This is a genomic window from Bradyrhizobium sp. CCH5-F6 (assembly GCF_001556045.1).
Classification (GTDB): domain Bacteria; phylum Pseudomonadota; class Alphaproteobacteria; order Rhizobiales; family Xanthobacteraceae; genus Bradyrhizobium.
On the sequence record NZ_LSIC01000177.1, the window covers coordinates 34,468 to 58,866 of the forward strand.

Below are 24,399 nucleotides of genomic sequence, written 5' to 3' on the forward strand. Positions count from 1 at the left end.
CCTGTGCCCGACTGGGTCCTGGGTGGTGGCACGGGAGACCACCCTCACCCCACCACCCTATACAGCCTCCACCTCTCCGGCACGCCCTTGAGCCGGTGCACGCCGTGATCCCTCAGGCTGATCGCGGGCTGCGCCTTCACCAGCTCCTTCACCGCGCTCGACACCAGCACCTCTCCCGCGCGCGCCTTTGCGGCAACGCGGGTGCCGATGTGGAAGGCGAGGCCGACCATTTCGCCGCCGCTGATGGTGTATTCGCCGGCGTGCAGGCCGACCCGGATCTCGAGACCCAGCGTGCGCACGGCATTCTGGATCGCGGTCGCGCAAGCGATGCCGGCGGCGGGCTTCCTGAACGTCGCCAGCACGCCGTCGCCGGTGGTCACGACCTCCTTGCCGCCGCACGTCTTCAGCTCCTTGCGGACCGCGGCGTAATAATGGCCCATCACCTTGGTCCAGCGGGCATCGCCGAGCCTGGCCGCTTTCGCGGTCGAGCCGACGATGTCGACGATCAGGATGGTGGCCAGCGCCTGCCTGGGCTCGGTGCCGCGCTCGGCGGGGCGGCGCCGGAACGCGATCGGTCCCGCCAGCGGCTCATAGCGATGGTTGCGGCGCCGCGCGATCGCGGCCTTCGTGTAGTCCTGCGCGCGCTGCGCGGTGCGGCAACGGACGATCTTCTCCTGCGGCAGACGCGACCAGTACACCTTGCGCCCGGCACCAGCGCCATGCACCTCCACCGCGCCCCACTTCAGGAAGACTGCCGAGCCAACACGCCTGACACACCACGCCTTCGAGGTGTATCCCGACACGTTGGACTGAAGGACTCCGATGCGGAGGAATTTGGGCATCAACGCGCGGCCGATTGAAGGACCGTATGGACGATTGACGAAACCTATTCGGACAGCCCTGCATCGGCAATAGGCCTTCGTGCGCCGCTCTGCGTCCTTCGCGTGGACGAGGCGCAGCCCAAATCGATGTGCTATCCTCCCTTGGGGGCGGCAGGAGAGAGAAAACCATGGCAACAAGTGTCAAGCAAATGCTGGAAGCTGCGAACGCGGCGGTGCCGAAGATCTCGTCGGAGCAGGCGGCCGAGATGATCAAGAACGGGGACACGCTCGTGTTGGACGTCCGCGACGCGCCGGAAGTCGCCGCCAGCGGCAAGATCGCGGGCGCCGTGCATGTCTCGCGCGGGATGCTGGAATTTCGCGCCGATCCGGAGTCGCCCTATCACGACAAGGCGTTCGACAAGGCCAAGACCGTGATCCTGTACTGCGCATCCGGCGGCCGATCGGCGCTTGCCGGGAAGGTGCTCAAGGACATGGGCTACGAGAAGGTCTACAACGTCGGCGGCTTCAAGGACTGGTCGGGAGCCGTCGAGAAATAGGCGAAACAGGTGGCGCGGTTCCCGTCCCCGGCGCTGGCGCTCACGGCCCCGCGGAGCGATCGGCCGTCGGGGCCGCGAGCCCCGGCGCCTGACCCTGCTGCGTCGCCCGGCATCTCACCTTCGACGCAACGATCGGCCGTCATGCGCGTTTCCATCCCTAAAGCGCGATGAGATCAGGTTGAATCGTCATCATCATCGCGCTTCAGGTTACTGGACCGTGAGGCGCGCCATGAGCAAGGACGACGAACTGAAGCCCGACGACTTCCCGATCGTAGCCGACAAGGACAAGCTGAGGACCCACAAGGGCGAGCACGTCGCCGAGGCCGAAACCGAGCAGATCGCGCATGAGATCGCCGACCGGCTGAACGAGCACGCGCACCGGGAAGAGCAGGATCGCTGGTCGGCCTGAGTTAGCGGCATCGCGTCGCGGTTGACCAGGGATAGGAACACCGGGGATCCCCGCGCATTGGCCTGCGCCGGGGTCCACCATTCCGGCAAATGGCGGCCTCGGCTCGACCCCCGCCCCCGGACCGCCGAGCCGGGGCCCGCCTGACGCGGAGCGAACGCAAACCTTCGAGACGACCGCCTGCGGCGGACGCTCGGGATGAGGTCTCGTTCGGCGGCTGCCGCTCGCGGCTCACTCCGGATACGCGAACAGATCGATCGGCTCGTTGAAGCCGCGCACCGCGTGCTGGCCGACATGCTCCAGGGCGAACTCTTTCTCCACCAGCTCGGCGAAGGCGCGCGACAGCAGCACCTTCTTGCCGATGGTCTTGGTCAGCGCCTCCAGGCGGGAGGCCATGTTGACGGCCGGGCCGATCACGGTGAAGTCGAGCCGGCTGGTCGATCCGATATTGCCGTACATGACGTCGCCGACGTGGACGCCGATGCCGTAGTTCAGCGGCGCGCGGCCGGTGACGCTGTTCCGTTCGTTGAGCGCGGCCATGGCCTGCCGGGCCTCGGCCACGGCGCGAAGCAGGTTTGCGCAGGCGTCGGGCGCGCTGAGCGGAAAGATGGCGAGCAGTCCGTCTCCGATGAACTTCAGGATCTCGCCGCCGTACCGCGCGATCGGCTCCGACATCGCGTCGAAATAGTCGTTGAGCAGGTCGATGACGTCGTCGCGCGGCCAATTGTCGGAGATCCTGGTGAAATCCCGGAGGTCGCAGATCATGATCGCGGCGCGCACCGTGGTGCCGGTGCCGCGCCTGGTGGCGCCGGCCAGGATCAGCTCGCCGGCATGGGAGCCGACATAGGTCTCCAGCAGGGTCCGCGCCAGGCGGTTCTTGATGCGGATCTCGCTGACCAGCGCCAGCACCGGCAGCAGCTTCTTGAGGCCGGCGATATGCGCATCGTCGAAACCGCCGGGCCGGTCGGTCGCGAAGGTGACGATGTGCCGCTTGCCGAGCGTATGGTAGAGCGGCCAGGCGACATAGTCGGTGAGGCCCTTGGCGCGCATCTCGTCATAGAGGGCGTGCTTGCGGCCGAGCGAGGGATCCTGCTCGAGCCTCTCGCGCAGCTCGGTTGCGCCGTCAGTGATCTCGTGGGCGGCGCTGCCGATATATTCGGGCCGCTCGCGAACTTCATAGTCGACCAGCGCAATCTCAGCCTCGCGGCTCCCGTCGGACCACATCATGCGGGCCCCGAGCCACTGCGGGTGATTGATCAACACGTGAAGCGTCGCCCGCTTCACGGGAATGCCGGCCTGCTGGAGGCGGATGCACATCTGCGCGAAGATGTCGTCGATGAAACGCTCGTCGCGCGTGCCGTTGGTCAGCCAGTCGATGACGCCGTCGGCAGGCGTGGGGGCAAGGTTGTCCGGCGCGTTCATAGTCTGCCCCTCGAGCTGCGGTCTGCTACAGAAGCAGATATCATGCTCCGGGCCGGCGGCGTCAACCTGGCCAGTTGCACGGATTGTGCGCAGCAGGCGACCAGCGCAGCGGCCGCCTAAGCGAGCAGCCGGATCGATCCCAGCACCGCGAGGCCCGACACGAGCGCAAGCATCACCGGCTCCGTCAGCTCGACCTTCAGCGTGCCCTCGTCGGGAATCGTAAAATTCTCGTCATCGAGACGGATGCGGCATTCGCCGCGCGCGGCATAGACGAGATGGGTGCCCGCCGCGAGCGGCCGCTCGCCGGGCTCCCTGAGCGCGAGGAGATCAATCTCCGCCGCACCGCGCCGCGCCATGAGGTTCACGACCTCGACGGGACCGGCTTCGAGCTCGGTCACGATCTCGAGCTCGCCGGTGAAACGCACGGTCGTAAAAGGTTCACGTTCGTCGAATTCCTGCGTCGGCGACTTCAGCACCAGCCCGCGCCCGCCCACGACCATCTGCAAGCGGTCGATACCGGGCATGTAGGAGAAGGGACCGGGCGCCACGATCGGCGTCGAGGCAAAGCGCCAGAGCAGGCTGTCCCAGCTCTTCTGCGGCGCATCGTCCCGATGAGCGTCCGCAATGTCGGTGAAGATGCCGCCGCCGTTCTTCCACGGCGAGCGGGTGTAGTCGTCAGGCTTGAGCAGTGTTGCTTTCATGGAGATCCTCGACACGATCGGGGTGCGATGAAGCGCCGGCGCGCGCTTCCAGAAACGGCTCGGCTTCCTCCCGCACGGCGTCCAAATGCGTGAACAGCGACACGTGGCCGCCATCGGGGAGCGCCAGCAGCCTCGCTTGCGGAATCGCCCGGCAGACATTCTCCGCATGCGAGAACGGCACGACGTTGTCGGCGCGGCCGTGCACGACGAGGGTGGGCGCCGAGATCGCTCCCGCGGGCAACTGTCCCAGCGCGGCAAACCGCGCGATGTCGTTGATGGTCCCTGGAAGCCGCGCCTGCAGATTCCGAAACACGCTCGACTGCAAGGCGCCGAACAGCGGACCCGCCGCCGGATGGCGCAAGGTCCGTTCGCGCATGGCGTCATCGGGGATGGAGCGGCGCGCACCGGCTTGCGGATTTCGTTCTGCCCGCCATCTCAGGAGGCGCGGCAGTCCGGGAAGACGCGCAAGGTGGCGCATCATGCGCAGGCGCGCGGTGATCTCCGGCGGCGTTTGCAGCGTGCCCGTGCAGGCCGAGATCAGCACCAGCGCGCGGCAGCGCGAGGGATGCCGCGCGGCAAATTGCAGCGCCGAGGGGCCGCCGGCGGAGACCGCGACGATCGCCGCGGACGAAATCCCGACCGCGTCGAGCAGCGCGCCGTAGACATCGGCCTGTTCGTCGGGTGACGCGCCAAGCGCGAGGGACGAGCCGAGATAGCCGGGGCGGGACACGGCCACCACCCGCTTGCCCCTGAGCGTCTTCGCGAGGGCGCGCGCCAGCAGCCACGACTGGTCGTGACCGCCCATGCCGCCGTGGACGGCCAGAATGGCCGGCCCCTCGCCCGCGATGGCGCACTGGATCGTGCCGCGGGAGGTCGTCACGAAGACCGGAGCAGGCCCGGCGAGCGGCAATGCGTCTGGATCTGCGGTCATGTCGCGGCTTCCGATCGCCCGGCAGCGCCGGACTTGAGACAGCGCAGAAGCGCGGCAGCCTCCGCCGGCGGCCGACGCTCGATCCGGCGATACGCGCGCCCATCGGAGGTGCGGACGACCAGGCCGTGATCGCACAGCGCGCGGCGAAGCAAGGCATCATCGCCAAAGGCATGCAGGCGATTCAACAGCGTCTTCACTTCCGCCTCGGCCAGACTGCACCGCGACGGGAAGCCGGCCCACAACACCCAGAGGCTCAGCTGCTGCAAATTGTGCCGGGCCGGCCAGCGAAGCAACCTGCCGCGTTCATCGAAATGGCGCGCCGCGCGTTGCACGCGCTTCAGATCGAGCGCCTCGTCTCGGGCCGCCCGCGTCCCGCGGTCATCCACGGGCGTGCCGACCGCACCGGCGCGGAAATGCTGATAGTTCCGGTGTCCCGCCGCGCGCGCAAGAATGTTAAGCAACTCGACGTGCCCCGGTGGCGACGTGCGCTCCAGAAGCTGGGCGCGCAGGGATTTCGCGAGCGCGGAGATGTCGCCCGCAACGAACGCAATGGGTGTTCTGGACATGACCAATCCTCGATGTGCCGATCCACAGGCGGATTGTCGGAGGTCACCGGCTTACGACGCGGCACGAGGTTTGGTGTCGGTTCGATTTAGCCTTGCAGGTTTAGCTTCCCTCGCGGGACGGTGACGCCTGGGTGAACTGCAGACCCGGGCAAACCCTTACTATAGACGCCCGGCGAGCTCAAGGGCCTGACATCGATGCGCGGCACCGTGGTCGGAGCGACGAGCGTCGCGGAGCTGGCGACGCTACTTTGACGTCAATGCCGCTACGGCCCGCCAGCTGGCGTCAGGCGCAGCCGATGTGAGCTGCCGGCAGCGGTCCCGCATCAAGGCGGCCGGACGATCGTGGCTGCGCCGTTGCAACACCGCTTCGAAATCGGCGAGCGCATCGGCAAACCGGCGTGCGCGATAGGAGACGAGGCCGCGCTCGTAATCCGCGATCCAGCCGATCGTGTCGCTATCACCGGCCGTCTCGCCTGCGATCCCGATCAGCTCATGGACGGAGATACCCTCCTCGCGTCCGTAGACCGCGATGCTGTCGACCTCGCGCGTGATGACGACGCCGCGCGCCAGACGTTCGGTCGCCCCGCCAACCAGGATCTGCGTCCCGTAGGATTTGTTGGCGCCTTCGAGCCGGCTGGCGACGTTCACGGCATCGCCGATCACGGTGTAGTTCAGCCGCAGCTCCGAGCCGATATTGCCGACCAGCATGCGGCCGGAATTGATGCCGATGCGGATCTGGAGCGGCTGGCCGAGATCGTCGACGAGGCCCGACTCCTCGATCGCCCCGCGGCAGGCGAGCGCCGCGCGGCAGCATCGCGCGGCGTGATCGTCTTGCGGCTGCGGCGCGCCCCAGAATGCCATCACGGCATCGCCGATGAACTTGTCGATGGTCCCGCCATGGGCGACGATGATCTCCGAGGTGATGTCGAGATAGCGCGACAGCAACGGCACCACGCGATCACCCAGCCGCTCGGACAGCCCGGTGAAGCCGGCAATGTCGATGAACATCACGCTGAGCTCCTGGACGCTGCCGCCGGGCCTCGCCTCGACGCCCTGGCGCAGCAAACCGCGGACGAGATCGGCCGGGATGAACTTGCGGAAGGCGGACAATCCGGCCGCCATCTCGGCGATCGCGCCCGACAGGCTCGCGATTTCCCTGAGCCGCGACGGATGGCGGCGAACCCGCTCCAGCGCGAAGGCCTCGACATGGCGAAGCTCGCCGACGACGCGCGACAGCGGCGCGGCGATGACGGACCGCGCCAGCATCGCCGAGGCCAGCGCCGCAAGCACGGCGCCGATGGCAAGGCCGAGGATCAGGCGCCGCAGCGTCGTCTCGACCGGCCCGAGAAATTCGGCCTCCGGGATCACGGTCGCGAGCGACCAGCCGGGAAACGGCAGCGGCGTCAGCGCGACTTCATAAGCAGCGCCGCCCCATATGAGCCGGTTCCGCCAGGCCTCCTTGCCGCCGGCCTCGCCCGCCTTGCCGAGCGCCAGGCGCGCGAGTGGCAGCAGCGCCGTGTCGCCGCGCGCCGGATGGAGCTCGTCGGCATTCTTGTCCGGCGCCGCGACGAGTTCGCCGCCATCGTCGATGATGAAGGCGGTCCCGGTTCGCCCGACCTCGAGCTGCGACAGGAAGCGCGCGAGCCTGGTGTATTCGATGACGACGGCCAGTACGCCTTGCCGCTCCTGATAGACGTCGATCGGTCCCGCGAAGGCGATCGACGGCCGGACGCCGGTCGCATGGTCCAGCACCCTGAACCATTGCGGATCATCCGCGGTCAGCCCGGCCTTGAACCAGGCCTGGTCGGCGACGTGAAACGAGGTCGGCTCGAAACGGCGGCTGGCGAACTCGATGTCGCCGGGCACCACCTCATACTCGTCGACGCGTCGCTGGCCGGCATGGTCGGTCAGCGAGATCTCCATCATCTCCAGGCGGCGATCGCCGAGCTTGTGCGCGGCGAAGAAGGAGCCGTCGGGCCAACCGAACGCGACCCAGGAGATCGTCGCCTGCGACTGCAATTGCGAGAGAAAAACGAACTCGCGCTTGTCGGCCTCGCGGGTGTCGAGCACGTTCTGGAGGAACAGCGTGCGAATCGCGGTGTGGGCGGCGCGCGCCTCGTCGACGATCGCCGAGACCTCCTTGCGCACGGCCGCGACGATCTGCGCGTTGATGGTCGAGGCGAGCTGCCGGCTGGTCGCCTCCGCCGTGCGCCACCACAACAGGCTGGACAGGGCAGCCGTCAGCAGGATCGCGGCCAGCACCAGCGCGGAGACCGCAAGGCGGATGCTGACCGTCAGCCCTGCGAGCGCGCGAAGCCGCCGTTCGGGATCGACATTCATCGCTGCTCACGCCTCGTTTGCGAGTAACTGGTATTCTCTTACGCGGCCGACGCTCGTTCGTTACCTCTGGCAGGAGCGAGCGCCCGCCGCCAATGCCCGGCGGCTACCGTCTCGATAGAAGCTCGGCATTGGCTTCTGGCCGACGCTTGCCCGCTAATCCCGCTCGAGCGCACCGCCCCGTGCGCCGATCCAATCGGTCTCACGAACTCGTGAGCAGCCCGCCGGTAACGCAGGTCGCGCGCGGAGCGAAGGAGACCATGCGCCATCGCCTGCCAGGCGATGGCATCTCGAACAGGAGAATCTCGATGTCTGCCAAACATGCCGTCACCTCCCTCGTCCTCGCCGGTGCAATGTCGACCGCGCTCGCGACCCTTGCCGCCGCCGGCCCCCTGACCAAGGCCGAAGGCGAGGCGGCCGTCGCCGCCAAGAAGGAGAAGTGCTTCGGCGTCGCGCTGAAGGGCCAGAACGATTGCGCGGCGGGTCCGGGCACGACCTGCCAGGGCACTTCGACCGTCGACTTCCAGGGCAACGCCTGGAAATTCGTGCAGGGCGGCACCTGCACCAGCATCGAGCTGCCGAACGGCAAGAAGGGTTCGCTCAAGCCGGTGTAACGGCCGGCGCGACGTCGCCAGAAAGCACGAACGGAGCAGCACGATGAGCACGGTGACCAAGCCGACCGGATCTGCGGCCGTGCCGCTCCGTTTCGCGACGCCCATCGGCGGCGTTGCCGGGACGAGCTTCAAGCCCGAGCATCTCCCGGCCATCCTCGAAGGCGGACCTCGGCGCGGCTTCTTCGAGGTCCACGCCGAGAACTACATGGGCGCCGGCGGCCCACCGCATCGCGCGCTGGAAGCGATCCGCCGCGACCATCCGCTCTCCCTGCATGGTGTCTGCATGTCGATCGGCGGTCCCCGGCCGCTCGACAAGGCGCATCTGGCGCGCTTCCGTAGCCTGGTCGCGCGCTACCAGCCAGCGCTGGTCTCCGAACATCTCGCCTGGTCGACGCATGAGACCAGCTTCTTCAACGATCTGTTGCCCCTGCCCTATACCGAGGCGACGCTGGCTTGCGTCTGCGATCACATCGACCAGGTGCAGGAGGCGATCCGCCGTCCGCTGCTGCTGGAAAACCCCTCGACCTATCTCGCGTTTCGCGAGTCGTCGATGAGCGAGACCGATTTCATCCGCGCCATTGCGGAGCGCACCGGCTGCGCGCTGTTGCTCGACATCAACAACGTGTTCGTCTCCGCGACAAATCACGGCTTCTCGGCGCTCGATTATCTCGCGGAGTTTCCGCTGTCGCGGGTCGGCGAAATCCACCTCGCCGGCCATGCCGAGCAGGCCGACGACGAGGGTGACCTGTTGTTGATCGACAGCCATGACGGTCCGGTCGCGGACGCCATCTGGAAGCTCTACGAGATCGTGATCCGGCGCCGTGGCGCGGTACCGACGCTTATCGAATGGGACAGCAAGATACCGGACTGGCCGATGCTGGAAGCGGAAGCCTCCGCGGCCCAGGCGATCCTCGACCGTCATCAGTCCGCCGTGCCGGCAGGAGAGCGTCATGCCGCATGACGCCGGCCTGTCCTTCGCCGCCTCGTTCGCGCCGGCGCTGCTGGACCCGGCGCGCCGCACGCCCGAGGGCGTGACCGGCCCGAACGGCAAGGCCGCCGGCCGGCGCTACGACGTCTACCGCAACAACGTCACGGTCAGCCTGATCGACGCGCTGGCCTCGATCTATCCGGCGGTGCAGCGCATCACCGGCGCCGACTTCTTCCGCGCCATAGCGCGTTCCCAGGTCCGGAGCAATCCGCCGACCTCGCCGCTGCTGTTCGAATACGGCCGCGACTTTCCGGAGTTCATCGCACACTATGAGCATGCGCAGGCGATGCCCTGGCTCCCCGACGTCGCCCGTATCGAACGCGCCTGGCTCGATTCCTATCACGCCGCCGACGCGCTCCCGCTGTCGCCGGCCCGGCTGTCGGCGGTGACGCCCGATCGTTTGGCCGATCTGGCGTTCGTTCCGCATCCCGCCGCGCGATGCCTGCGCTCTCAATACGCCGCCGTGACGATCTTTGCCGCCAACCGCGACGATGCACCGGTCATGCGCATCGATGCCTCCACGCCGGAGGATACCCTGATCACGCGACCCGAGTTCGAGGTCACCGTGCGCCGCCTTCCGCCCGGCGGCGCGGTCTTCGCGAACCATCTGATGTCGGGGCGGCCCCTCGGCGCGGCCGCGGCGGCGGCGCTGGAAGATTCAAGCGAATTCGACATCGCTGCGAACATCGCCGGGCTGATCGAGGCCGGCGCCTTCACCTCGCTCGCTTGCGGAGACCCATCATGATCACGGACCAGCATATGACCACCGGCGGCGGCCTGCCGTCGCCCGGAGTGGTCATCGACAAGGCCAACCATCTGGTGCAGTCGCTTGCGACGCCCTCGCTCGTCCAGCTCGTTCTGCGCGTCGCGCTGGCGGTGCCGTTCTGGCGCTCGGGCATGCTGAAATGGGACGGCTTCCTCAGGCTCAACGACACCGCCGTGACGCTGTTCAGCGACGAATTCATGCTGCATCTGCCGGGCGGGCCCTATCACTTTCCGGCACCGACGGTGATGGCCTTCCTGTCGGGTTCGGCCGAGATCATGTTCCCGATCCTGCTCGTGCTGGGACTGGGTACGCGATTCGCAGCGCTAGGCCTGCTGTTCATGACGCTGATCGTGGAGCTCACCGTGCCGGATGGCTGGCCGATCCACCTCACCTGGGCCGCCATGGCGCTGGGCATCATGGCTCACGGACCGGGGCGCATTTCGCTCGATCATCTCATCTGTCGCGCGCGATCGCACACGCGATAGACGCAGGGTTTGCCTAACCACATGCACCGCCGTCAGTGCATGTGGTTGACGCCATCAGGCGTCTCACATCCCGCTCAGGCCGCTATCGACCGCGAGGGTCTGCGCGGTGACGTAGACGCTTTCGTCGGAGAGGAAGAACAGCACGGCATAGGCGATCTCCCATGCAGTTGCCTGGCGGCCGAACGGGACATGGCCCTTGCCGCGCGAGGGGCGGCCGGCACCGGCTTCGCGGCCGTTGGGGGTGTCGACGAGGCCGGGATAGACGAGATTGGCGCGGATGCCGCGGCGCGAACCGAGATGGGCGATGTTGCGCATGAGGCCGCCGAGCGCGGCCTTCGATGAATCATACACCGCCATCTGCGATCCCGCCTTCAGCGCGGCGATGGAGGAGATGAAGACGATGGCGCCGCCATCTTCGAATCTCGGCATTGCGGCGCGGCAGCACAGCATGGGGCCGCGGACGTTGACATCGTAGATCCTGTTCCACTCCTCCGGGCTGACCGCGTCGAGCCCGACCTTGCCGAAGGTGCCGATGTTCAGCACCATGCCGTCGAGCCCGCCCATGGCGCGGTGCGCCTCCTCGACCATGCGAACGACGTCGGCCTCAGAAGTGACGTCGGCGGCGATGGCAAAGGCCTCGCCGCCTTCATCGGTGATGCGCTTGACGGTCTGCTCGGCCGAGCTGCGGTTGAGGTCGGCGACCGCGACCTTCGCACCTTCGCGTGCGCACAGGATGCTCATGGCGCGGCCGTTGCCGATCGGGTCGGTGGCGGCGTCGAAGACGCGCTGGCCGCCGCCGACGATAAGGATGCGGCGCCCTTGCAGGCGCCCTCTGCCCGGCGCCTCGCCCAGCGATTCCGCGCTCGGCGGACGGACGTAACGATCCGGCTTGGTGTCGATCTCCGCCATCTCAGCCGCCTGACTTCTTGCCGCCGTCATATACCTTCATGCCGGCGGCGGGATCGAGATCGGTCTCGGTCGCCTCGGTGAGGCGGGCCATCATCATGTAGAAGCCGAGCGCGACGATGGATTCGACGATCTCCTGGTCGCTGAAGTGTTGTCTCGCGGCAGCGAAGGTCGCCTCGGCCACGCGAACGTTTTCGACCACCTCGCGGCCGAACTTCAGCAGGGCGCGCTCGGCCTCGTTCAAGGCGGCGGCATCGTAATCTGCGCGCTCCACGGCATCGATCTGTCCCTGCGTGCAGCCGACGCCGAGCGCGATCGGCACGTGCTGGCGCCATTCATAGGCGCCGCCTTCGAGCTGGGCGGCCTGGAGGATCAGCAGCTCGCGGTTGACGGAAGAGAGCTTCTGCTTGTGCAGGATCGAATTGCCGAGCCGCATCGCCGGAATCATGTTGGCCTCGGCATGGGCCATCATGCGGAAAATGTTGAGCTTGACCGGCATGCGGTCGAACGAGGCGCGGATGTCGCCGCTCGTCGTCTCCGGATCAATCAGGGGCAGCCTTGCCACGGTTCTCTCCCTTGGGCTTTCGTTTCTTGTTGTCGTCGTTGCCTGCCGCGATCAGCGACAGGAAGAAGGCGAGATAGCGGTCGATCGCCTCGATCACCTTCGGCCGTGGCGATGGCGTCGCGCCCATCACGTAGTGCTCGAGGCGGATGTAGATGAGCCCGGCGGCGAACAGCCGCGCCGTCTCGCGCGGGTCGGGCGTGGATATCAAACCGCCGAGCGCGAAGCCGCGGAAGTAATCCGTCATCAGGCTCTGCTCGCGTGCGTAAAAATGATCGGCGAACTTGGCGCGGATGCCGGGCACCCGGTTGCGCTCGGCGGTGATCACCTTCTGGAACTGGTGCTCGCGCGGATCGGACCATTGCTCGACGAGGTCGAGCGCGAACTGCCGGCAGAACGCGGCGGGCTGTCGCGAGAGCTGCCTGTAGCGCGGCTCCTCCAGCCGGCTGGCCGAGCTGGCCGGGCCGTGCTCGGCAACGATCGCTTCCAGGATCGCGGCCTTGCCGGGGAAATGATTGTAGAGGCTGCTCTCGCGGATGCCGACGCGGCGCGCGAGCTCACGCATCGAGGCGCCGCCATAGCCGCTTTGCGCAAACAGGTTGAGCGCTTCGGAGAGAATGCGCTCGCGGGTCGTGGGCGCAGCCGCGTCCGCCGCGCTGGAGGTGTGGACAGCCATGCGGCTTGACTAACGAACGATCGTTCGCTAGTCAACCGTACGAACGATCGTTCGTTTGCCAGTCTGACGGCGACGGTCGCGGCCCGCAAGTCCGCTTGCAGGCACTGTTCTCGCGTTTCAACTCCGCTCCATCGAGAGGCGGAGAGCAATTTTTGGGAGACGACGTCATGGCTCGCTTTGCCCGCCCTCGGCTGCATGCGGCTTGCATCCTGTTGCCGCTGCTGGCAGCAAGCACCGCCCAGGCGCAGAGCGCGAAATACGATCCCGGCGCCGACGACAAGACCATCAAGATCGGAACCACCGCGCCGCTGAGCGGCCCGGTGTCGGCCTTCGCGCAGATCGCCAAATCGGCCGAGGCCTATTTCCGCAAGGTGAACGACGAGGGCGGCGTGAACGGGCGACGCATCCAGATGATCATCGCGGACGACGCCTACAGCCCGCCGAAGACGGTGGAGCAGACCCGGCGGTTGGTCGAGAGCGAGGAAGTGCTTTTGATCTTCGGCGGCGTCGGTACGCCAACCAACAGCGCCGTGCACAAATATCTCAACGAGCGCAAGGTGCCGCAGCTCTTCCTCGGCTCGGGCGCGGCCAAGTGGGACGACCCGAAGAATTTTCCGTGGACCGTCGGCTGGCAGCCGACCTATCGCGACGAAGCGATCGCCTACGCCAAGTACATCAAGGCAAGCCACGCCAATGCGAAGGTCGGCGTGCTCTACCAGAACGACGATCTCGGCAAGGACTATCTGAAGGCGCTGGAGGAAGGTCTCGGCGGCGGCGAAGCGATCGTCGCGCGGGCGGCTTACGAGACCTCGGCCCCGACCGTCGACACCCAGATCCTGCAATTGAAGACCGCTGGCGCGGATGTCGTGCTCGTCGCGGCGACGCCGAAATTCGCGGCGCAGGCGATCCGCAAGATCGGCGAGATCGGCTGGAAGCCCGTCACCATCATCTCGAACGTCTCGGCCTCGATCAGCGGCGTGCTCGAGCCGGCCGGCAAGGACAATTCCACCGGCGTCATCTCCAGCCAGTATCTGAAGGACGCAACCGACCCAGCGCTGAAGGACGATGCCGGCTACAAGGAGTGGCTGGCGTTCATGGACAAGTACATGCCGGAGGCCAACAAGAGCGACTGGCTCAACGTCTACGGCTATACCATCGCGCAGACGCTTGTGACGGTGCTGAAGGCATCAGGCAATGACCTCACCCGCGCCAACGTCATGAAGCAGGCGACCACCATGAAAGACGTGCGCCTGCCGATGCTGATCAACGGCACCGCCGTGAGCAATTCGCCCGAGCGCTACACGCCGATGACGAGCCTTCAGTTGATCCGTTTTGATGGCGCGCGCTGGGTGCCGTTCGGCGGTCTCCTGAAGAACTGATCATGCGGCAGGTCAGGATCGGCAGCATGCGGGTCGATCTCGTCAGCGAGATTCCTGCGCTCGCGTTCGACAAGAGCTGGCTGTTCGCCAACGTCACCGACGATGTGATCACGGAGAACCGGAGCTGGCTCGACCACCGCTATATCGAGCCCGAGACCGGCCGCCTCATCCTCAGCCACCATTCCTACCTGGTGCGCACGCCGCGCTGGACGGCCATCGTCGACACCTGCTGCGGCAACCACAAGAAGCGGCCGCTTGTGCCGGCGTGGAACGACCTCAACCAGCCCTATCTCGACAACATGCGGGCGCTGGGCGTTGCGCCCGAACAGGTCGACTACGTGATGTGCACGCATCTGCATGTCGACCACGTCGGCTGGAACACGCGGCTTCAGGACGGCCGCTGGGTGCCGACCTTCCCCAACGCGCGTTATCTGATGGGGCGTGACGAGTACCGCCACTTCGAAGCCGCGCACAATGCCGCGCCGAAGAGCCCGGTGAACCACGGTTCGTTCGCGGATTCCGTGCTGCCGGTGGTCGCCGCGGGCCTTGCCGAATTGGTCGAGACCGATCATCGCCTGTTCGATGATCGCGATGCAGCCTTGCGCTTTGCACCGGCGCCCGGCCACACCGCCGGCAACATGCAAATCCACCTCAATGGCGGCCACGATCACGCGGTGATGTCGGGTGACGTCATCCATCATCCAATCCAGTGCGCCGCGCCGTGGCTCTCCAACGCCGCCGACATCGATCCGGCCGCGGCGCTCGCAACGCGAATGGCGCTGCTGGAGGAGCTTGCGGACACGCCGAGCTACCTGCTCGCCGGCCATTTCCCCGCACCGACCGCGGGACGCGTGATCCGGCACGGCGAGGCCTATCGATTCCGTTTCGAGGATTAGACTATGAAGCCGAGCTCGATCGGCAGCCCCGGAGATCACCTTTCCCCAGCGGAGACAGGTGATTCGAGCTCGTGGGCTCGCGTCGATTCAACCAAAACCTATTCTTTCAGGAGATGCCCCATGATGCTGCGCACGGTCACGCTTTCGCTTCTCGCATTGCTATCGGCGGCATTGCCGGCGCGCGCCGAGGATCCGGCCGCCTATCCCACGCGCAAGATCAAGATGCTGCTGCCCTATGCGGCCGGCGGCGGCGGCGACGTGGTCGGGCGGCTGCTCGCCGAGAAGATGGGCAAGACGCTCGGACAGACCATCTATATCGAGAACCACACCGGCGCTGCAGGCACGCTTGGCACGCAGATGGTCGCGACATCCCCGAATGACGGCTACACCATCACCGTCGGCGGCATGACCACGCATGTGCTCGCGCCCGCGATCTATCCCAAGCTGCCCTACGATTCGATCAAGGACTTTACGACGATCGGCCGCGTCGGCACCTCTTCCATCATGCTGGTGGCAACCAAGGGCTTCGCCGCCAACGACATCAAGGGCCTGATCGCGCTCGCCAAGAAGGGCGAGCCGATCCAGTACGGCAGCTGGGGCGTCGGCTCGACCGGGCAATTCTGCGCGGAGATCCTGATGCAGCAGACCGGCATCAAGATGGACCACGTGCCGTTCAACGGCATCGCGAAGCTTGCCGGCGATTTGCTCGGCGGCCATATCTCACTGGCGACGCTCGACGTCGCGACCGCGACACCATTGGTCAAGGACGGTTCGATCAAGGCGCTCGCCGCCTGCGGCGAACGTTCGCCGAGCCTGCCGGATGTCGCCAGCTACAAGGAGCAGGGCGTGGCGTTCGACCGCAGCCTGTCCTGGGCGATGTATGCGCCGGCGGGCCTCGCGCCGCCGATCGCGCAGAAACTGTCGGCGGCTCTGAAGGAGGCGCTCGGTGACGAGGTGGTCAAGCAGAAGCTTCTGGGGCTCGGCATCACGCCGCAATTCGTCCCCGGCGACGAGCAGCGCGACATCAACGCCCGCGATATCGCCGCCTGGAAGCAGGTCGCCAAGGACGCGGGCATCGAAGTCAAGTGATCGAAGTGACGAGAGGAGAGCGGGCATGAGCCGCATCTTCGGCGCGGTGCGCCAGAACGGATATGTAGTGCGGGACATCCACGCCGCGATGAAGCACTGGATCGAGGTGATGGGCGTCGGGCCCTGGTACTACATGGACCGCGTCAAGACCGACTGGTTCCGGCATCGCGGCCAGGAGTCCGCCGTCGAGATGAGCATCGCGCTGGCCAATTCCGGCGATCTCCAGATCGAGCTGATCCAGCAGCGCAATGACGCGCCCTCGCTCTACAAGGAGTTTCTCGACGCGGGCCATGAAGGGCTCCAGCACATGTCGTATTGGAGCCACGACTATCAGGCGCTCTACGACAGGGCGATCCGGCTCGGCTACAGGGTCGGCCATGAGGGCCAGATCGGCGGCGACAAGGGGCGCTTTGCCTATTTCGACACGCAGGCGCATCCGGGAACGGTGATCGAGATCTCCGACATCAGCGGCACCAAGGGACCCTTTTTCGAGAAAGTCCGGCAGGCCGCGATGAGCTGGGACGGCACGCGGCCGATCCGCGAGGTCGGCGGCGCGAAATCGTAAGGCTCGATGACCGACTTTGCCGATGTTCGCCGAGAGCGCGCAACGCCGTGCTGAACCGGCCTACCTGACATCTTCGCCGGCGCGACGACGTAGCGATCCGTGGTAAGGTTGGGCCTCACATCCGAACCTTCAGCGAGGCAAGCATGTCCGACACTGACAAGGTTTTCGCCGGCTCCATCCCAAAACTCTACGATGAGCATCTCGTCCCGATGATCTTCGCCGGTTACGCCGACGACATCGCAAGACGTGTCGCCGCGCTCTCGCCCTCCGCGCTGCTCGAGATCGCGGCTGGCACCGGCGCCGTGACGCGCGCCGTGGCGGCGGCCTTGCCGCGCGACGTCCGCTACGTGGCGACCGACCTCAACGAGCCGATGCTCGCGGTCGCAGCAAAGCGTCAGGCGGGCGATGACCGCATCTCCTGGCGCCAGGCGGATGCGTTGGCTCTTCCGTTCGGCGACGCCGAGTTCGACGTGGTCTGCTGCCAGTTCGGGGCCATGTTCTTTCCGGACCGCGTCAAGGGCTATTCGGAAGCAAGGCGCGTCTTGAAGCCGGGCGGCACCTTTCTCTTCAACGTCTGGGACCGCATCGAGGAGAACGTGTTCGCGGACGATGCAACGACCGCCCTGGGCAGGCTGTTTCCCGACGATCCGCCCCGCTTCATGGCGCGGACACCGCACGGCTATTTCGACCAGGGGCTCATACGGGCCGATCTCGAGCGCGCAGGTTTCGGCAACGTCTCGATCGAAACACTGGCAGCCACCAGCCGCGCACCGACGCCCGACCTCGTGGCGTTCGCCTATTGCCAGGGTACGCCGCTGCGCAGCGAGATCGAGGCGAGAAGCGGCGGCGATCTCCAGGCCGCGACTGACGCGGTCGCCGATGCGATCCGCGCGCGCCATGGACCCGGACCGATCGAAGCCAAGATCCAGGCCCTGGTGATCACGGCGCGGCCGTAGGCCTGCGCCGCAGGCAGGCTCGGCTTCTTACCAAAAGCCCCGCTGCATCGGCTGCGTCGATTGGTAATACTGATACTGGCCGCGCCGGCGCGGATTGGCCGGTTGCACATAGGGATCGCGCGGGAAGAAGAAGCCGAAACCGTTACCGCCGTTGTCCCAGCCGTCATCGCTCGCGATCATCGCAGGCGCGGTCGGCTTGCGCGTGATGAAACCGCCTTGCGGCTCGTTGCTCAGCACCGCGACGAATTCGGTGCGGTAATTGGTCTCGCTGCTCAGGGGCTCGTCCGAGACGACGATCGACGAGCGCGGCAACGCGGTCGGTCCGATGCGATCCCATACCTCCTGCGGAATGGTGATGCGGTCGAGCGCGTTCCTGGCCTCGTCGCCGTTTTCGATCGTGACGACGTTCCAGCGCAGGCCCGTGTCGGTCTTCGCCATCGCCGTGAAGATATGCGTGCCGAGCGGCTGGTCCGGATTGCGGATCGTGACGGGAACCTCGATGCTGGTGTCGAACACCTCGCCACCGCCGTCGGGCGCCGGCTTGTGGGTGTTCCGCCGCACGTAAAGCTTCTGCGTCGCGCGGCTGATGTAGACCGAGACCGGCTCGCCCGCGAGCTTTGCGTCGGTCGCCGCCTTGACGGCGTCGGCTTTCCTGGCCGCGGCCGCCTTCGCTGCTTCCTTCGTGGCGGCCACTGCATCCCGCTTCGGCTGCGCGTCTGCCCGGGCGGCCTCGAGCTGCGTCGCCGCGTCGGCAGCCTTGGCCGCCGCCTTTTGCTGCAACTCCTCGGCCTTGGCGCGGGCCTGATCGGTCTTGGCGTTCGCGAGTGTCTTGTCGGCGAAGGCGAGCTCGGCATCCGCGCGGGCCTTCCGCTGCTCCAGCTTGCGCAGCGCGGCGGGGAGCGAGGCAGCTTCTTTCGCGGCAGCCGAGGCTGCCTTCTTGGCGTCGTCGGCGGCCCTCGTAGCCTCCTCGGCCTCCGCGGCGAGCTTGTCGGCCCGGCCGGGCACCGCCGCGATGGCCTCCGCCTTCGGTACGAACAGCGAGGGATGAGAGAAGTCCGTCGGGACCGTGTCGTGGGGCGAGACGATCACCCGCATGCCGATATAGGTCTTGTCGAACACATTATCGGCAAAGCCGAACGGCATCCGCACGCAGCCGTGCGAGGCGGCATAGCCGGGCAGCGGCCCGCCATGCAGCGCGATGCCGTTCCAGGTGATGCGCTGCATATGCGGCATCCAGGCATCGTCGTACATGCTCGAGCGATGCTCCCGGTTCTTCTCGACGATGGCAAAGACGCCAGCCGGCGTCTCGCGGCCCGTGGTGCCGGTCGAGACCGGCGCACGCATGATCCAGCCGTCGGCATCGTAGAACGTGATCTGCTGGCTCTTGATCGACACGATCGCCATGATCGGCTCGCCGGCCTGGCGCGGCGCCACCGCCTCCGCCGCCTGGCGCGCCTGTTTGGCGCCGCTCGCCGGCGTCGCCGCCGCAACCATCACCAGGCTTGCCAGCGCGAGGATCCCGGCAGGCCCCCGACGCCGCATCGCTACGGTGGATTGCGCCGTCGTCAGTCGGTTTTTCATGCCATCCTCGGTCGAAATGCCAGTGCGCCTGTGCCGATCACGCGTCAGATTGGAATCATTGAATTAAGAAATCGCAGCCGCCTTACGTTCCGTCTGTGGCGAGATTCGGCACGTTCCGGCGACAAATCTCTCATATACGACGGTTCGCGCAGGCGGAAGGCGGCCTCGGCCGAGGTCGGCCCGAAGCTGGCCTCGATCGCTGCGGCAGAATGTCCGGGTAACCTTTTCGTGCGCCATGCGGGCTGGCGCCGGGCGGAGGCACGCCGCCCGATGCTCGCTAGACGCCGAGCGCCTTGCGGTTCAACGTTCGCAGGAAGCGCAGCGACAGCGTTCGCACGTTCGCAACATTCAGCAGCCAGGCCGCGGCGGCATAGGCAAGGCCGCCGGCGAGACTGACGACGACGAGCGACACGAGGCCGGTGCCGCCCGCTTGCGATCGCGCGACCAGGATCGCCGCCGCCATCACCGCTGCGGAGGCGGCAACGCCGGCGAGGCGATTGAGCTCGAACGGGACCGGATGGGCGCGATGCATCAGGACGACGGCAACGAGCAGGCCGATCGCCTCGGTCGCCAGCGTCGCCAGCGCCGCGCCGTAAAGGCCATGGCCGGCGATCAGCGCGAACATCAGGATCACGCTGACCACGAGCGTGAGAAAGGATTGCGCCGCCAGCATGAAGGGCCGTTCGGCGAGCTGAAAGCTGATCTGCACATAAAATTGATTGGCGATGCCGAACAAGCGGGCGAGTACCAATGTCGGCAGCAGCGCCGAGACGCCGGCGCGGAAGTCGATGCCGACCAGCGTGCCGGCGACCTGGTCCGCGGCGAGCGCGAGCCAGACGGCCACGGGCGCAACGACGACGAGCAGCAGCTCGAGGCTTTCGGTCAGCCGCTGGCGTGTCGTTTCGGCGTTTTTCTCGGACAATGACCGGAACACCAGCGGCACGGTCGCCGCGGCGACGCTGGATGCGATCATGACCATGAACTGGCGTGGCAGATCGGCGGCAACGCCGAAGATGCCGGCAGCGTCCTTGCCGAGCAGATAGGCGACAATGAGCCGGTCGCAGGCCGAATAGACGGCAACGGACAGTCCGGCCAGCGTCAGCGGCAGGCCGTAGCGCGCCAGCTGCATGAACTGGCTGCGCTGGAAGCGCGCGATCCTGGTGCGGTCGCCGACGATATTCAGGATGATGCCGGCGAGCGACCCCAGACCAAACGCGGCGAGCAGCCCCACGCCTCCCCAGCCGAGCCAGATGCCGAGCAGACCGAAGCCGACGCTGGAGACGCTGCGCACGATCGAGATCATCGCGAAGCGGTAGGGACGCAACTTGGCGCGTTCGAACTCCTGGCCGACATCGACGGCATTGGCCATGATCGCCACGAACATGCTGGCGAGCAACAGCTCGACGCTCACATCGCTGCGGAGCAGGAAGACCAGCGGTGTGGTGGCGCAGAGCACCGCAGCCGTGAGCGCGAAGGCGACAATCGCCGTGCCGCGAAAATCGACCTCCGCCGACATCGCCTGATAGCGGGAGACCGACAGCTTGATCCAGGCGAAGAAGACCGCGCCCAGAATGCCCGCAAGGCTGATGCCGACGACATAGACGCCGTACTCCGCCGGGCTCAGCAGCCGCGTATAGGCCGTAACAGCGAAGAACCCCACCGCCGCAGGCAGGATGTAGGCGACCAGGTAGATCGAGAAATGGCGGTTCAGCATGCGAGGACGGGACCGTTGGCGGCCATCAGGATTAACGAGACGTTAAGGCAGTTGGACTTTGTTGTGACGATCGGATTGCGGCGCTGGCATCGGCAAAGATAGCCGCATAAGCCTGCAAATCGGATCGCGAATGGAGCGAGCGCGCGGTTATCGCGCGTTAGCGTTAAATTTGCCCTGTCCTTGAAGCGGCCGGCGCGATCACGGAAAAGGAGCAATGATGGCGAAGCGTCGCTCGACTCCTCCGATGCGCTGATGTGACCGACATGGACGTTGCCGAACCAACCCTGGTGAGACCGGCCCCGCTGCCGCGCCGCGGCACCGACGTGCCTGCGGTTCCTCCGGATGTCGGCGCAGGAGGCCGCGACAGGATGGTCCTCAACCTCTTTTTCGAAGAACGGGACGACCGCTGGTTCCCCGGCGACCGTCATCTCCGGCCGCTGCTGCGACGCTTGCTGCTGGGCAAGTCCTTCGTCAGCGGACAGCGGCGCGTCCTGCTCAATCTGTGCGCGGGCCTCGATCGGCTCGGCATCCGCTATCGCGTCAACGACTATCGCTACATCCGGAAGCACCCCGAGGAACTGGCCTGCATCATCGGCCGGCCGTTCGTGCTCGACTGGTTCAAGTGGAAGAACCCGCTCCTGCTCGGCGTCGCCATGTATGACCACCCGATCGATGCGCCGGAGAGTCTGAAGGACCTCGATGTGAGGCGCGTGCTGGTGCCGTGCGCCTGGTATGCCGACATGTTCCGTCCGCACTGGCCCCATGTCGGCGCCTGGCCCGTCGGCATCGAGACCGATCTGTGGACACCCGCGCCGGCGGATCGGAAGAGCGTCGACGTGTTGCTCTACGACAAGGTGCGCTGGGATCGCGACCGGTACGAGCGAGAGCTGATCGAGCCGATCCGCAGACATCTCGAGGCAAGCGGCCGTACCGTCGAAGTGATCCGCTACGGGCACTACAAGGAAGACGATTACAGGGCCGCGCTGGCGCGTTGCCGCAGCATGGTCTTCCTCTGCGAGCACGAAAGCCAGGGCATCGCCTGCCAGCAGGCGCTGTCGAGCGGCGTTCCTGTCTTTGCCTGGGACCGTGGCGGTCCGTGGCAGGATCCGAAATATTTCCCGGACAAGGTGAGGTTCGAAGGCGACGTGTCCTCGGTGCCCTATTTCGACGGGCGCTGCGGCATGACCTTCGCCGATGCGGACGGCTTCAACGCCGGTTGGGGTCGCTTCTGGTCGCAGGTCGGCGCGGGCGACTTCGCGCCGCGCGACTATGTGCTGGACCACCTGACGCTCGAAAAGGGCGCGCTTCACTATTACGAGATCGCCGAAGCGGCGATGCAGCGTCACGCGTGATTAGGCTCGACAGACGCGAATTTCTCCTCGGCAGTGCCGCTGTGCTCGCGGCAGGCGCATCTGCGTCCGCCGTGCCGGCATCGAAACGCGCCCAGCGCCGTCCCGGCTTTGGCGCCGCGGCGACGCTCTGGGACCTGCAAGCCGATCCCAGGCTCGGCGAGGCCATCAGCACCTATTGCACGCAGGTGGTGCCGGTGCTCGAGCTGAAATGGCCGATGCTGCGGCCGGACGCGCATACGTTCGCCTTCGAACGTGCCGACGCAATCCTGGATTTCGCGCGGGCGAACGATCTTACGATGCGCGGCCACGCGCTCGCCTGGTATCACGACATTCCGGACTGGACCAAGCAGATCAAGGACACCAAGGGCGTCGAGCGCGCGTATCTCGACCACATCGGCACCGTCGTCTCCTACTACAAGGACAAGCTGACGTCGTGGGACGTCGTCAACGAGCCGATTCCGGACAATCCCAGCAGTCCGAAGGACCGGCGCGACACGTTCTGGACGCAGCATCTGGGTCAACGCTGGATTCCGCTGGCATTCCGCACGGCGGCCGCGGCCGATCCCTTCGTCAAGCTCGCGATCAACGAATACGACATCGAGTCGGCGAAAGATTCGTTCATCGCCAAAAGGGCAGCCTATCGTAACCTCATCATGGACTTGCTCGACCAGGGGGTTCCGCTCCACGCCGTGGGTCTGCAATCGCATCTGCACGCCGAGCTCGAGATCGACACGCACGGGCTCGCCGAGTTCGTCGCCGAGCTGCGTTCCTGGGGGCTCGAAGTGCTCGTCACCGAGCTCGACGTCGACGACCAGAAGCTCACGGGGACACCGGCAGAGCGGGACGCCATCGTCGCCAAGCGCGTCGACGATCTGCTGACGGCGATCTCGACCAGCGGGCCGGTGCGCTCGATCCTGACCTGGGGCATCTCGGACCGCTACAGCTGGATCAACGGCACCTTCGCCCGCAAGGACAAGCAGCCGAACCGTCCGCTGCCGCTCGATGGCGAGTTCAAGCCGAAGCCGTTCATGGACGTCATCAGCAAGTTCACGAAGGACGCTTGAGGATTCATCTCTCCAGTCGGGGAGATGTAATCCGAGATCAACAGCTCGCAGATTTCAGCTCTGGCGTGCCTTCACTTCGAACTCGGCCGCATCTTCCATATGGTCGGGCGACAGGCTCGGGCTGCGACGGTCGCGCGAGCTGAGGCGGAACACGTCGCGGATGTCGTCGATCGAGGTCGACGAATAGGACTGGATGCAAAGCGCGACCTGCTCGGGCGAGGCCGTGCGCATCATCGCCTCGATGGACGGGCGGTCGAGCGGCGTGTCATCCCAGTGCGAGACCGCGATGCTGTCTTCGGTGACCCGATGGGTCGCCAGATGCTCGGGCGAATTGTCGACGAAAATGCCGTACAGCAGGTATTCCGAGAACTTCTTCTTCCGGCACAGTGCAAGCGCCCAGCTGAGGCCCGTCGCCGACTTGATGGCGTCGGTCATCGCACGCGCGGTGCCCTTGTCCCAGACCAGCGCGTTGCCGACATAATCGTCTGCCGGGAACGAGCGCTGCTCGATCCCAAGAAGTTGATCCACGGTGCGGAGCCACACGCCATGCACCGGGTGGTCCGCGCCGATCGCCTTGCGGGTGACGAAGAGGGGCGTCTTCTCACCGCCGGCGTACTGGCTGACGTCGAATTCGCGGAAGAACAGATTGTCCGAATCCAGGATGCAGACGCGCTGCTCGGGCGCATTGAGGACCCCGGCGATCTTCAGGATCTGCTGGATGTGCCAGCCATGCACGGGTGACGACAGCAGCGACAGCCAGACGCGCCGGCTGCTGAGGAACTGGAGGGCCGGCGGAACCGCGAACAGCCATTTCGGCAGGTAGCGCGAGGCCGGAACGATGACCCGCTTGTCGGAGGCGAACCGCGCGAACAGCGGCACGTCCTCATCGTTAACGAGAACATAATGCCGCGTGTATCCCGAGAGCCAGGTGTCGATGCTCTCGCTGAGCAGCGAAAAGCGCTCGATATCCTTGGCGTAGCTGGCAGTCAGCAGGGCAACGGAATGCATGGCGCGCGCTCGAATGGCAATCAGCCCGCACTCATAGCGGCAATGCGGGGCGCTGGA

Annotated in this window: 25 protein-coding genes; 13 read left to right on the plus strand and 12 right to left on the minus strand. The window is 66.3% G+C overall.

The window, feature by feature from the left end; genetic code table 11:
* Positions 1–44 precede the first annotated feature (44 nt).
* On the minus strand, positions 45–842 hold the full coding sequence (locus AX729_RS29800; RefSeq protein WP_061027749.1) for an adenylate/guanylate cyclase domain-containing protein: 798 nt from the start codon (positions 840–842) through the stop codon (positions 45–47).
* A gap of 167 nt (positions 843–1,009) precedes the next feature.
* Between AX729_RS29800 and AX729_RS29805 the strand changes: the two genes are divergently transcribed.
* Positions 1,010–1,378 carry a rhodanese-like domain-containing protein gene (locus AX729_RS29805; protein ID WP_061027750.1) on the plus strand — a complete coding sequence of 123 codons (369 nt, stop codon included), beginning with the start codon at positions 1,010–1,012 and terminating at the stop codon, positions 1,376–1,378.
* Between the two features lie 229 nt (positions 1,379–1,607).
* On the plus strand, positions 1,608–1,787 hold the full coding sequence (locus AX729_RS29810; protein WP_061027751.1) for a hypothetical protein: 180 nt from the start codon (positions 1,608–1,610) through the stop codon (positions 1,785–1,787).
* Positions 1,788–2,015: 228 nt separating this feature from the next.
* Here the strand turns inward: AX729_RS29810 and AX729_RS29815 are convergent, their stop codons facing one another.
* The 5 genes from AX729_RS29815 to AX729_RS29835 all read right to left on the minus strand — a co-directional run bounded on the left by AX729_RS29815 (position 2,016) and on the right by AX729_RS29835 (position 7,744).
* Positions 2,016–3,206 carry an adenylate/guanylate cyclase domain-containing protein gene (locus AX729_RS29815; RefSeq protein ID WP_061027752.1) on the minus strand — a complete coding sequence of 397 codons (1,191 nt, stop codon included), beginning with the start codon at positions 3,204–3,206 and terminating at the stop codon, positions 2,016–2,018.
* 116 nt (positions 3,207–3,322) lie between these two features.
* Positions 3,323–3,907, minus strand: a complete 585-nt coding sequence (locus AX729_RS29820) for a HutD/Ves family protein (protein WP_061027753.1) — start codon at positions 3,905–3,907, stop codon at positions 3,323–3,325.
* A complete protein-coding gene (locus AX729_RS29825) occupies positions 3,882–4,838 on the minus strand; it encodes an alpha/beta fold hydrolase (protein ID WP_063817310.1) in 957 nt (318 codons plus the stop codon). Before AX729_RS29825 ends, AX729_RS29820 begins: the two co-directional genes overlap by 26 nt.
* The gene (locus AX729_RS29830) at positions 4,835–5,404 is read right to left on the minus strand and encodes a DUF2087 domain-containing protein (RefSeq protein WP_061027754.1); all 570 of its coding nucleotides are present in this window, start codon (positions 5,402–5,404) and stop codon (positions 4,835–4,837) included. Before AX729_RS29830 ends, AX729_RS29825 begins: the two co-directional genes overlap by 4 nt.
* A 243-nt stretch (positions 5,405–5,647) precedes the next feature.
* Entirely contained in the window at positions 5,648–7,744 is a 2,097-nt protein-coding gene (locus AX729_RS29835; protein WP_061027755.1) for an adenylate/guanylate cyclase domain-containing protein, read from the minus strand.
* 305 nt (positions 7,745–8,049) lie between these two features.
* Here AX729_RS29835 and AX729_RS29840 point away from each other — a divergent pair, with 305 nt between their 5' ends.
* The 4 genes from AX729_RS29840 to AX729_RS29855 are packed head-to-tail and all read left to right on the plus strand — an operon-like array spanning position 8,050 to position 10,594.
* A complete protein-coding gene (locus AX729_RS29840; protein WP_061027785.1) occupies positions 8,050–8,355 on the plus strand; it encodes a BufA1 family periplasmic bufferin-type metallophore in 306 nt (101 codons plus the stop codon).
* Between the two features lie 43 nt (positions 8,356–8,398).
* Positions 8,399–9,316, plus strand: coding sequence for an MNIO family bufferin maturase (gene bufB, locus AX729_RS29845; RefSeq protein ID WP_061027756.1), 918 nt, complete (start codon positions 8,399–8,401; stop codon positions 9,314–9,316).
* Entirely contained in the window at positions 9,306–10,088 is a 783-nt protein-coding gene (locus AX729_RS29850; RefSeq protein WP_061027757.1) for an HvfC/BufC N-terminal domain-containing protein, read from the plus strand. The genes bufB and AX729_RS29850 overlap by 11 nt, the downstream gene beginning before the upstream one ends.
* Positions 10,085–10,594, plus strand: a complete 510-nt coding sequence (locus AX729_RS29855; RefSeq protein ID WP_061027758.1) for a DoxX family protein — start codon at positions 10,085–10,087, stop codon at positions 10,592–10,594. The genes AX729_RS29850 and AX729_RS29855 overlap by 4 nt, the downstream gene beginning before the upstream one ends.
* A gap of 63 nt (positions 10,595–10,657) precedes the next feature.
* Here the strand turns inward: AX729_RS29855 and AX729_RS29860 are convergent, their stop codons facing one another.
* From AX729_RS29860 to AX729_RS29870, 3 genes are read right to left on the minus strand one after another with little or no spacing between them, the layout of a single operon-like run.
* A complete protein-coding gene (locus tag AX729_RS29860) occupies positions 10,658–11,503 on the minus strand; it encodes an SDR family NAD(P)-dependent oxidoreductase (protein ID WP_061027759.1) in 846 nt (281 codons plus the stop codon).
* Position 11,504: 1 nt separating this feature from the next.
* Positions 11,505–12,065, minus strand: coding sequence for a carboxymuconolactone decarboxylase family protein (locus AX729_RS29865; protein ID WP_061027760.1), 561 nt, complete (start codon positions 12,063–12,065; stop codon positions 11,505–11,507).
* Positions 12,043–12,738, minus strand: coding sequence for a TetR/AcrR family transcriptional regulator (locus AX729_RS29870; protein ID WP_061027761.1), 696 nt, complete (start codon positions 12,736–12,738; stop codon positions 12,043–12,045). Before AX729_RS29870 ends, AX729_RS29865 begins: the two co-directional genes overlap by 23 nt.
* 167 nt (positions 12,739–12,905) lie before the next feature.
* On the opposite strand from AX729_RS29870, the gene AX729_RS29875 reads away from it, so the two are divergent.
* The 5 genes from AX729_RS29875 to AX729_RS29895 all read left to right on the plus strand — a co-directional run bounded on the left by AX729_RS29875 (position 12,906) and on the right by AX729_RS29895 (position 17,623).
* Complete coding sequence (locus AX729_RS29875) at positions 12,906–14,117, plus strand: ABC transporter substrate-binding protein (protein ID WP_061027762.1); 1,212 nt, start codon at positions 12,906–12,908, stop codon at positions 14,115–14,117.
* A gap of 2 nt (positions 14,118–14,119) precedes the next feature.
* Positions 14,120–15,013: an MBL fold metallo-hydrolase gene (locus AX729_RS29880; RefSeq protein ID WP_061027763.1), complete on the plus strand. Its 894-nt coding sequence runs from the start codon at positions 14,120–14,122 to the stop codon at positions 15,011–15,013.
* Positions 15,014–15,133: 120 nt separating this feature from the next.
* On the plus strand, positions 15,134–16,102 hold the full coding sequence (locus tag AX729_RS29885; protein ID WP_061027764.1) for a Bug family tripartite tricarboxylate transporter substrate binding protein: 969 nt from the start codon (positions 15,134–15,136) through the stop codon (positions 16,100–16,102).
* A gap of 25 nt (positions 16,103–16,127) precedes the next feature.
* Entirely contained in the window at positions 16,128–16,667 is a 540-nt protein-coding gene (locus tag AX729_RS29890; protein ID WP_061027765.1) for a VOC family protein, read from the plus strand.
* A gap of 143 nt (positions 16,668–16,810) precedes the next feature.
* The gene (locus AX729_RS29895; protein WP_061027766.1) at positions 16,811–17,623 is read left to right on the plus strand and encodes a class I SAM-dependent methyltransferase; all 813 of its coding nucleotides are present in this window, start codon (positions 16,811–16,813) and stop codon (positions 17,621–17,623) included.
* A 27-nt stretch (positions 17,624–17,650) separates the two neighbouring features.
* On the opposite strand, the gene AX729_RS29900 is transcribed toward AX729_RS29895, so the two are convergent.
* Both AX729_RS29900 and AX729_RS29905 read right to left on the minus strand, forming a co-directional pair.
* Entirely contained in the window at positions 17,651–19,204 is a 1,554-nt protein-coding gene (locus AX729_RS29900) for a L,D-transpeptidase (RefSeq protein WP_061027767.1), read from the minus strand.
* A 277-nt stretch (positions 19,205–19,481) separates the two neighbouring features.
* On the minus strand, positions 19,482–20,918 hold the full coding sequence (locus tag AX729_RS29905) for a lipopolysaccharide biosynthesis protein (RefSeq protein WP_061027768.1): 1,437 nt from the start codon (positions 20,916–20,918) through the stop codon (positions 19,482–19,484).
* Positions 20,919–21,181: 263 nt separating this feature from the next.
* On the opposite strand from AX729_RS29905, the gene AX729_RS29910 reads away from it, so the two are divergent.
* Positions 21,182–22,270 (plus strand): glycosyltransferase family protein, encoded by a 1,089-nt coding sequence (locus AX729_RS29910; protein WP_061027769.1) that lies wholly within the window; start codon positions 21,182–21,184, stop codon positions 22,268–22,270.
* Complete coding sequence (locus AX729_RS29915; protein WP_061027770.1) at positions 22,267–23,334, plus strand: endo-1,4-beta-xylanase; 1,068 nt, start codon at positions 22,267–22,269, stop codon at positions 23,332–23,334. The genes AX729_RS29910 and AX729_RS29915 overlap by 4 nt, the downstream gene beginning before the upstream one ends.
* Positions 23,335–23,388: 54 nt before the next feature.
* Here the strand turns inward: AX729_RS29915 and AX729_RS29920 are convergent, their stop codons facing one another.
* Positions 23,389–24,342 carry a DUF6492 family protein gene (locus tag AX729_RS29920; protein ID WP_061027771.1) on the minus strand — a complete coding sequence of 318 codons (954 nt, stop codon included), beginning with the start codon at positions 24,340–24,342 and terminating at the stop codon, positions 23,389–23,391.
* Between the last annotated feature and the right edge of the window lie 57 nt (positions 24,343–24,399).

Excerpts from the sequence above, each read along its gene's own strand:
- AX729_RS29880 (WP_061027763.1), top strand. The coding sequence starts at position 14,120 with ATGCGGCAGGTCAGGATCGGCAGCATGCGGGTCGATCTCGTCAGCGAG.
- AX729_RS29825 (WP_063817310.1), bottom strand. The coding sequence starts at position 4,838 with ATGACCGCAGATCCAGACGCATTGCCGCTCGCCGGGCCTGCTCCGGTC.
- AX729_RS29875 (WP_061027762.1), top strand. The coding sequence starts at position 12,906 with ATGGCTCGCTTTGCCCGCCCTCGGCTGCATGCGGCTTGCATCCTGTTG.
- AX729_RS29920 (WP_061027771.1), bottom strand. The coding sequence starts at position 24,342 with ATGCATTCCGTTGCCCTGCTGACTGCCAGCTACGCCAAGGATATCGAG.
- AX729_RS29900 (WP_061027767.1), bottom strand. The coding sequence starts at position 19,204 with ATGAAAAACCGACTGACGACGGCGCAATCCACCGTAGCGATGCGGCGT.
- AX729_RS29860 (WP_061027759.1), bottom strand. The coding sequence starts at position 11,503 with ATGGCGGAGATCGACACCAAGCCGGATCGTTACGTCCGTCCGCCGAGC.
- AX729_RS29815 (WP_061027752.1), bottom strand. The coding sequence starts at position 3,206 with ATGAACGCGCCGGACAACCTTGCCCCCACGCCTGCCGACGGCGTCATC.
- AX729_RS29830 (WP_061027754.1), bottom strand. The coding sequence starts at position 5,404 with ATGTCCAGAACACCCATTGCGTTCGTTGCGGGCGACATCTCCGCGCTC.
- AX729_RS29805 (WP_061027750.1), top strand. The coding sequence starts at position 1,010 with ATGGCAACAAGTGTCAAGCAAATGCTGGAAGCTGCGAACGCGGCGGTG.
- AX729_RS29905 (WP_061027768.1), bottom strand. The coding sequence starts at position 20,918 with ATGCTGAACCGCCATTTCTCGATCTACCTGGTCGCCTACATCCTGCCT.
- AX729_RS29855 (WP_061027758.1), top strand. The coding sequence starts at position 10,085 with ATGATCACGGACCAGCATATGACCACCGGCGGCGGCCTGCCGTCGCCC.
- AX729_RS29850 (WP_061027757.1), top strand. The coding sequence starts at position 9,306 with ATGCCGCATGACGCCGGCCTGTCCTTCGCCGCCTCGTTCGCGCCGGCG.
- AX729_RS29810 (WP_061027751.1), top strand. The coding sequence starts at position 1,608 with ATGAGCAAGGACGACGAACTGAAGCCCGACGACTTCCCGATCGTAGCC.
- AX729_RS29890 (WP_061027765.1), top strand. The coding sequence starts at position 16,128 with ATGAGCCGCATCTTCGGCGCGGTGCGCCAGAACGGATATGTAGTGCGG.
- AX729_RS29840 (WP_061027785.1), top strand. The coding sequence starts at position 8,050 with ATGTCTGCCAAACATGCCGTCACCTCCCTCGTCCTCGCCGGTGCAATG.
- AX729_RS29870 (WP_061027761.1), bottom strand. The coding sequence starts at position 12,738 with ATGGCTGTCCACACCTCCAGCGCGGCGGACGCGGCTGCGCCCACGACC.
- AX729_RS29910 (WP_061027769.1), top strand. The coding sequence starts at position 21,182 with ATGGACGTTGCCGAACCAACCCTGGTGAGACCGGCCCCGCTGCCGCGC.
- AX729_RS29800 (WP_061027749.1), bottom strand. The coding sequence starts at position 842 with ATGCCCAAATTCCTCCGCATCGGAGTCCTTCAGTCCAACGTGTCGGGA.
- AX729_RS29835 (WP_061027755.1), bottom strand. The coding sequence starts at position 7,744 with ATGAATGTCGATCCCGAACGGCGGCTTCGCGCGCTCGCAGGGCTGACG.
- AX729_RS29895 (WP_061027766.1), top strand. The coding sequence starts at position 16,811 with ATGTCCGACACTGACAAGGTTTTCGCCGGCTCCATCCCAAAACTCTAC.
- AX729_RS29820 (WP_061027753.1), bottom strand. The coding sequence starts at position 3,907 with ATGAAAGCAACACTGCTCAAGCCTGACGACTACACCCGCTCGCCGTGG.
- AX729_RS29885 (WP_061027764.1), top strand. The coding sequence starts at position 15,134 with ATGATGCTGCGCACGGTCACGCTTTCGCTTCTCGCATTGCTATCGGCG.
- bufB (WP_061027756.1), top strand. The coding sequence starts at position 8,399 with ATGAGCACGGTGACCAAGCCGACCGGATCTGCGGCCGTGCCGCTCCGT.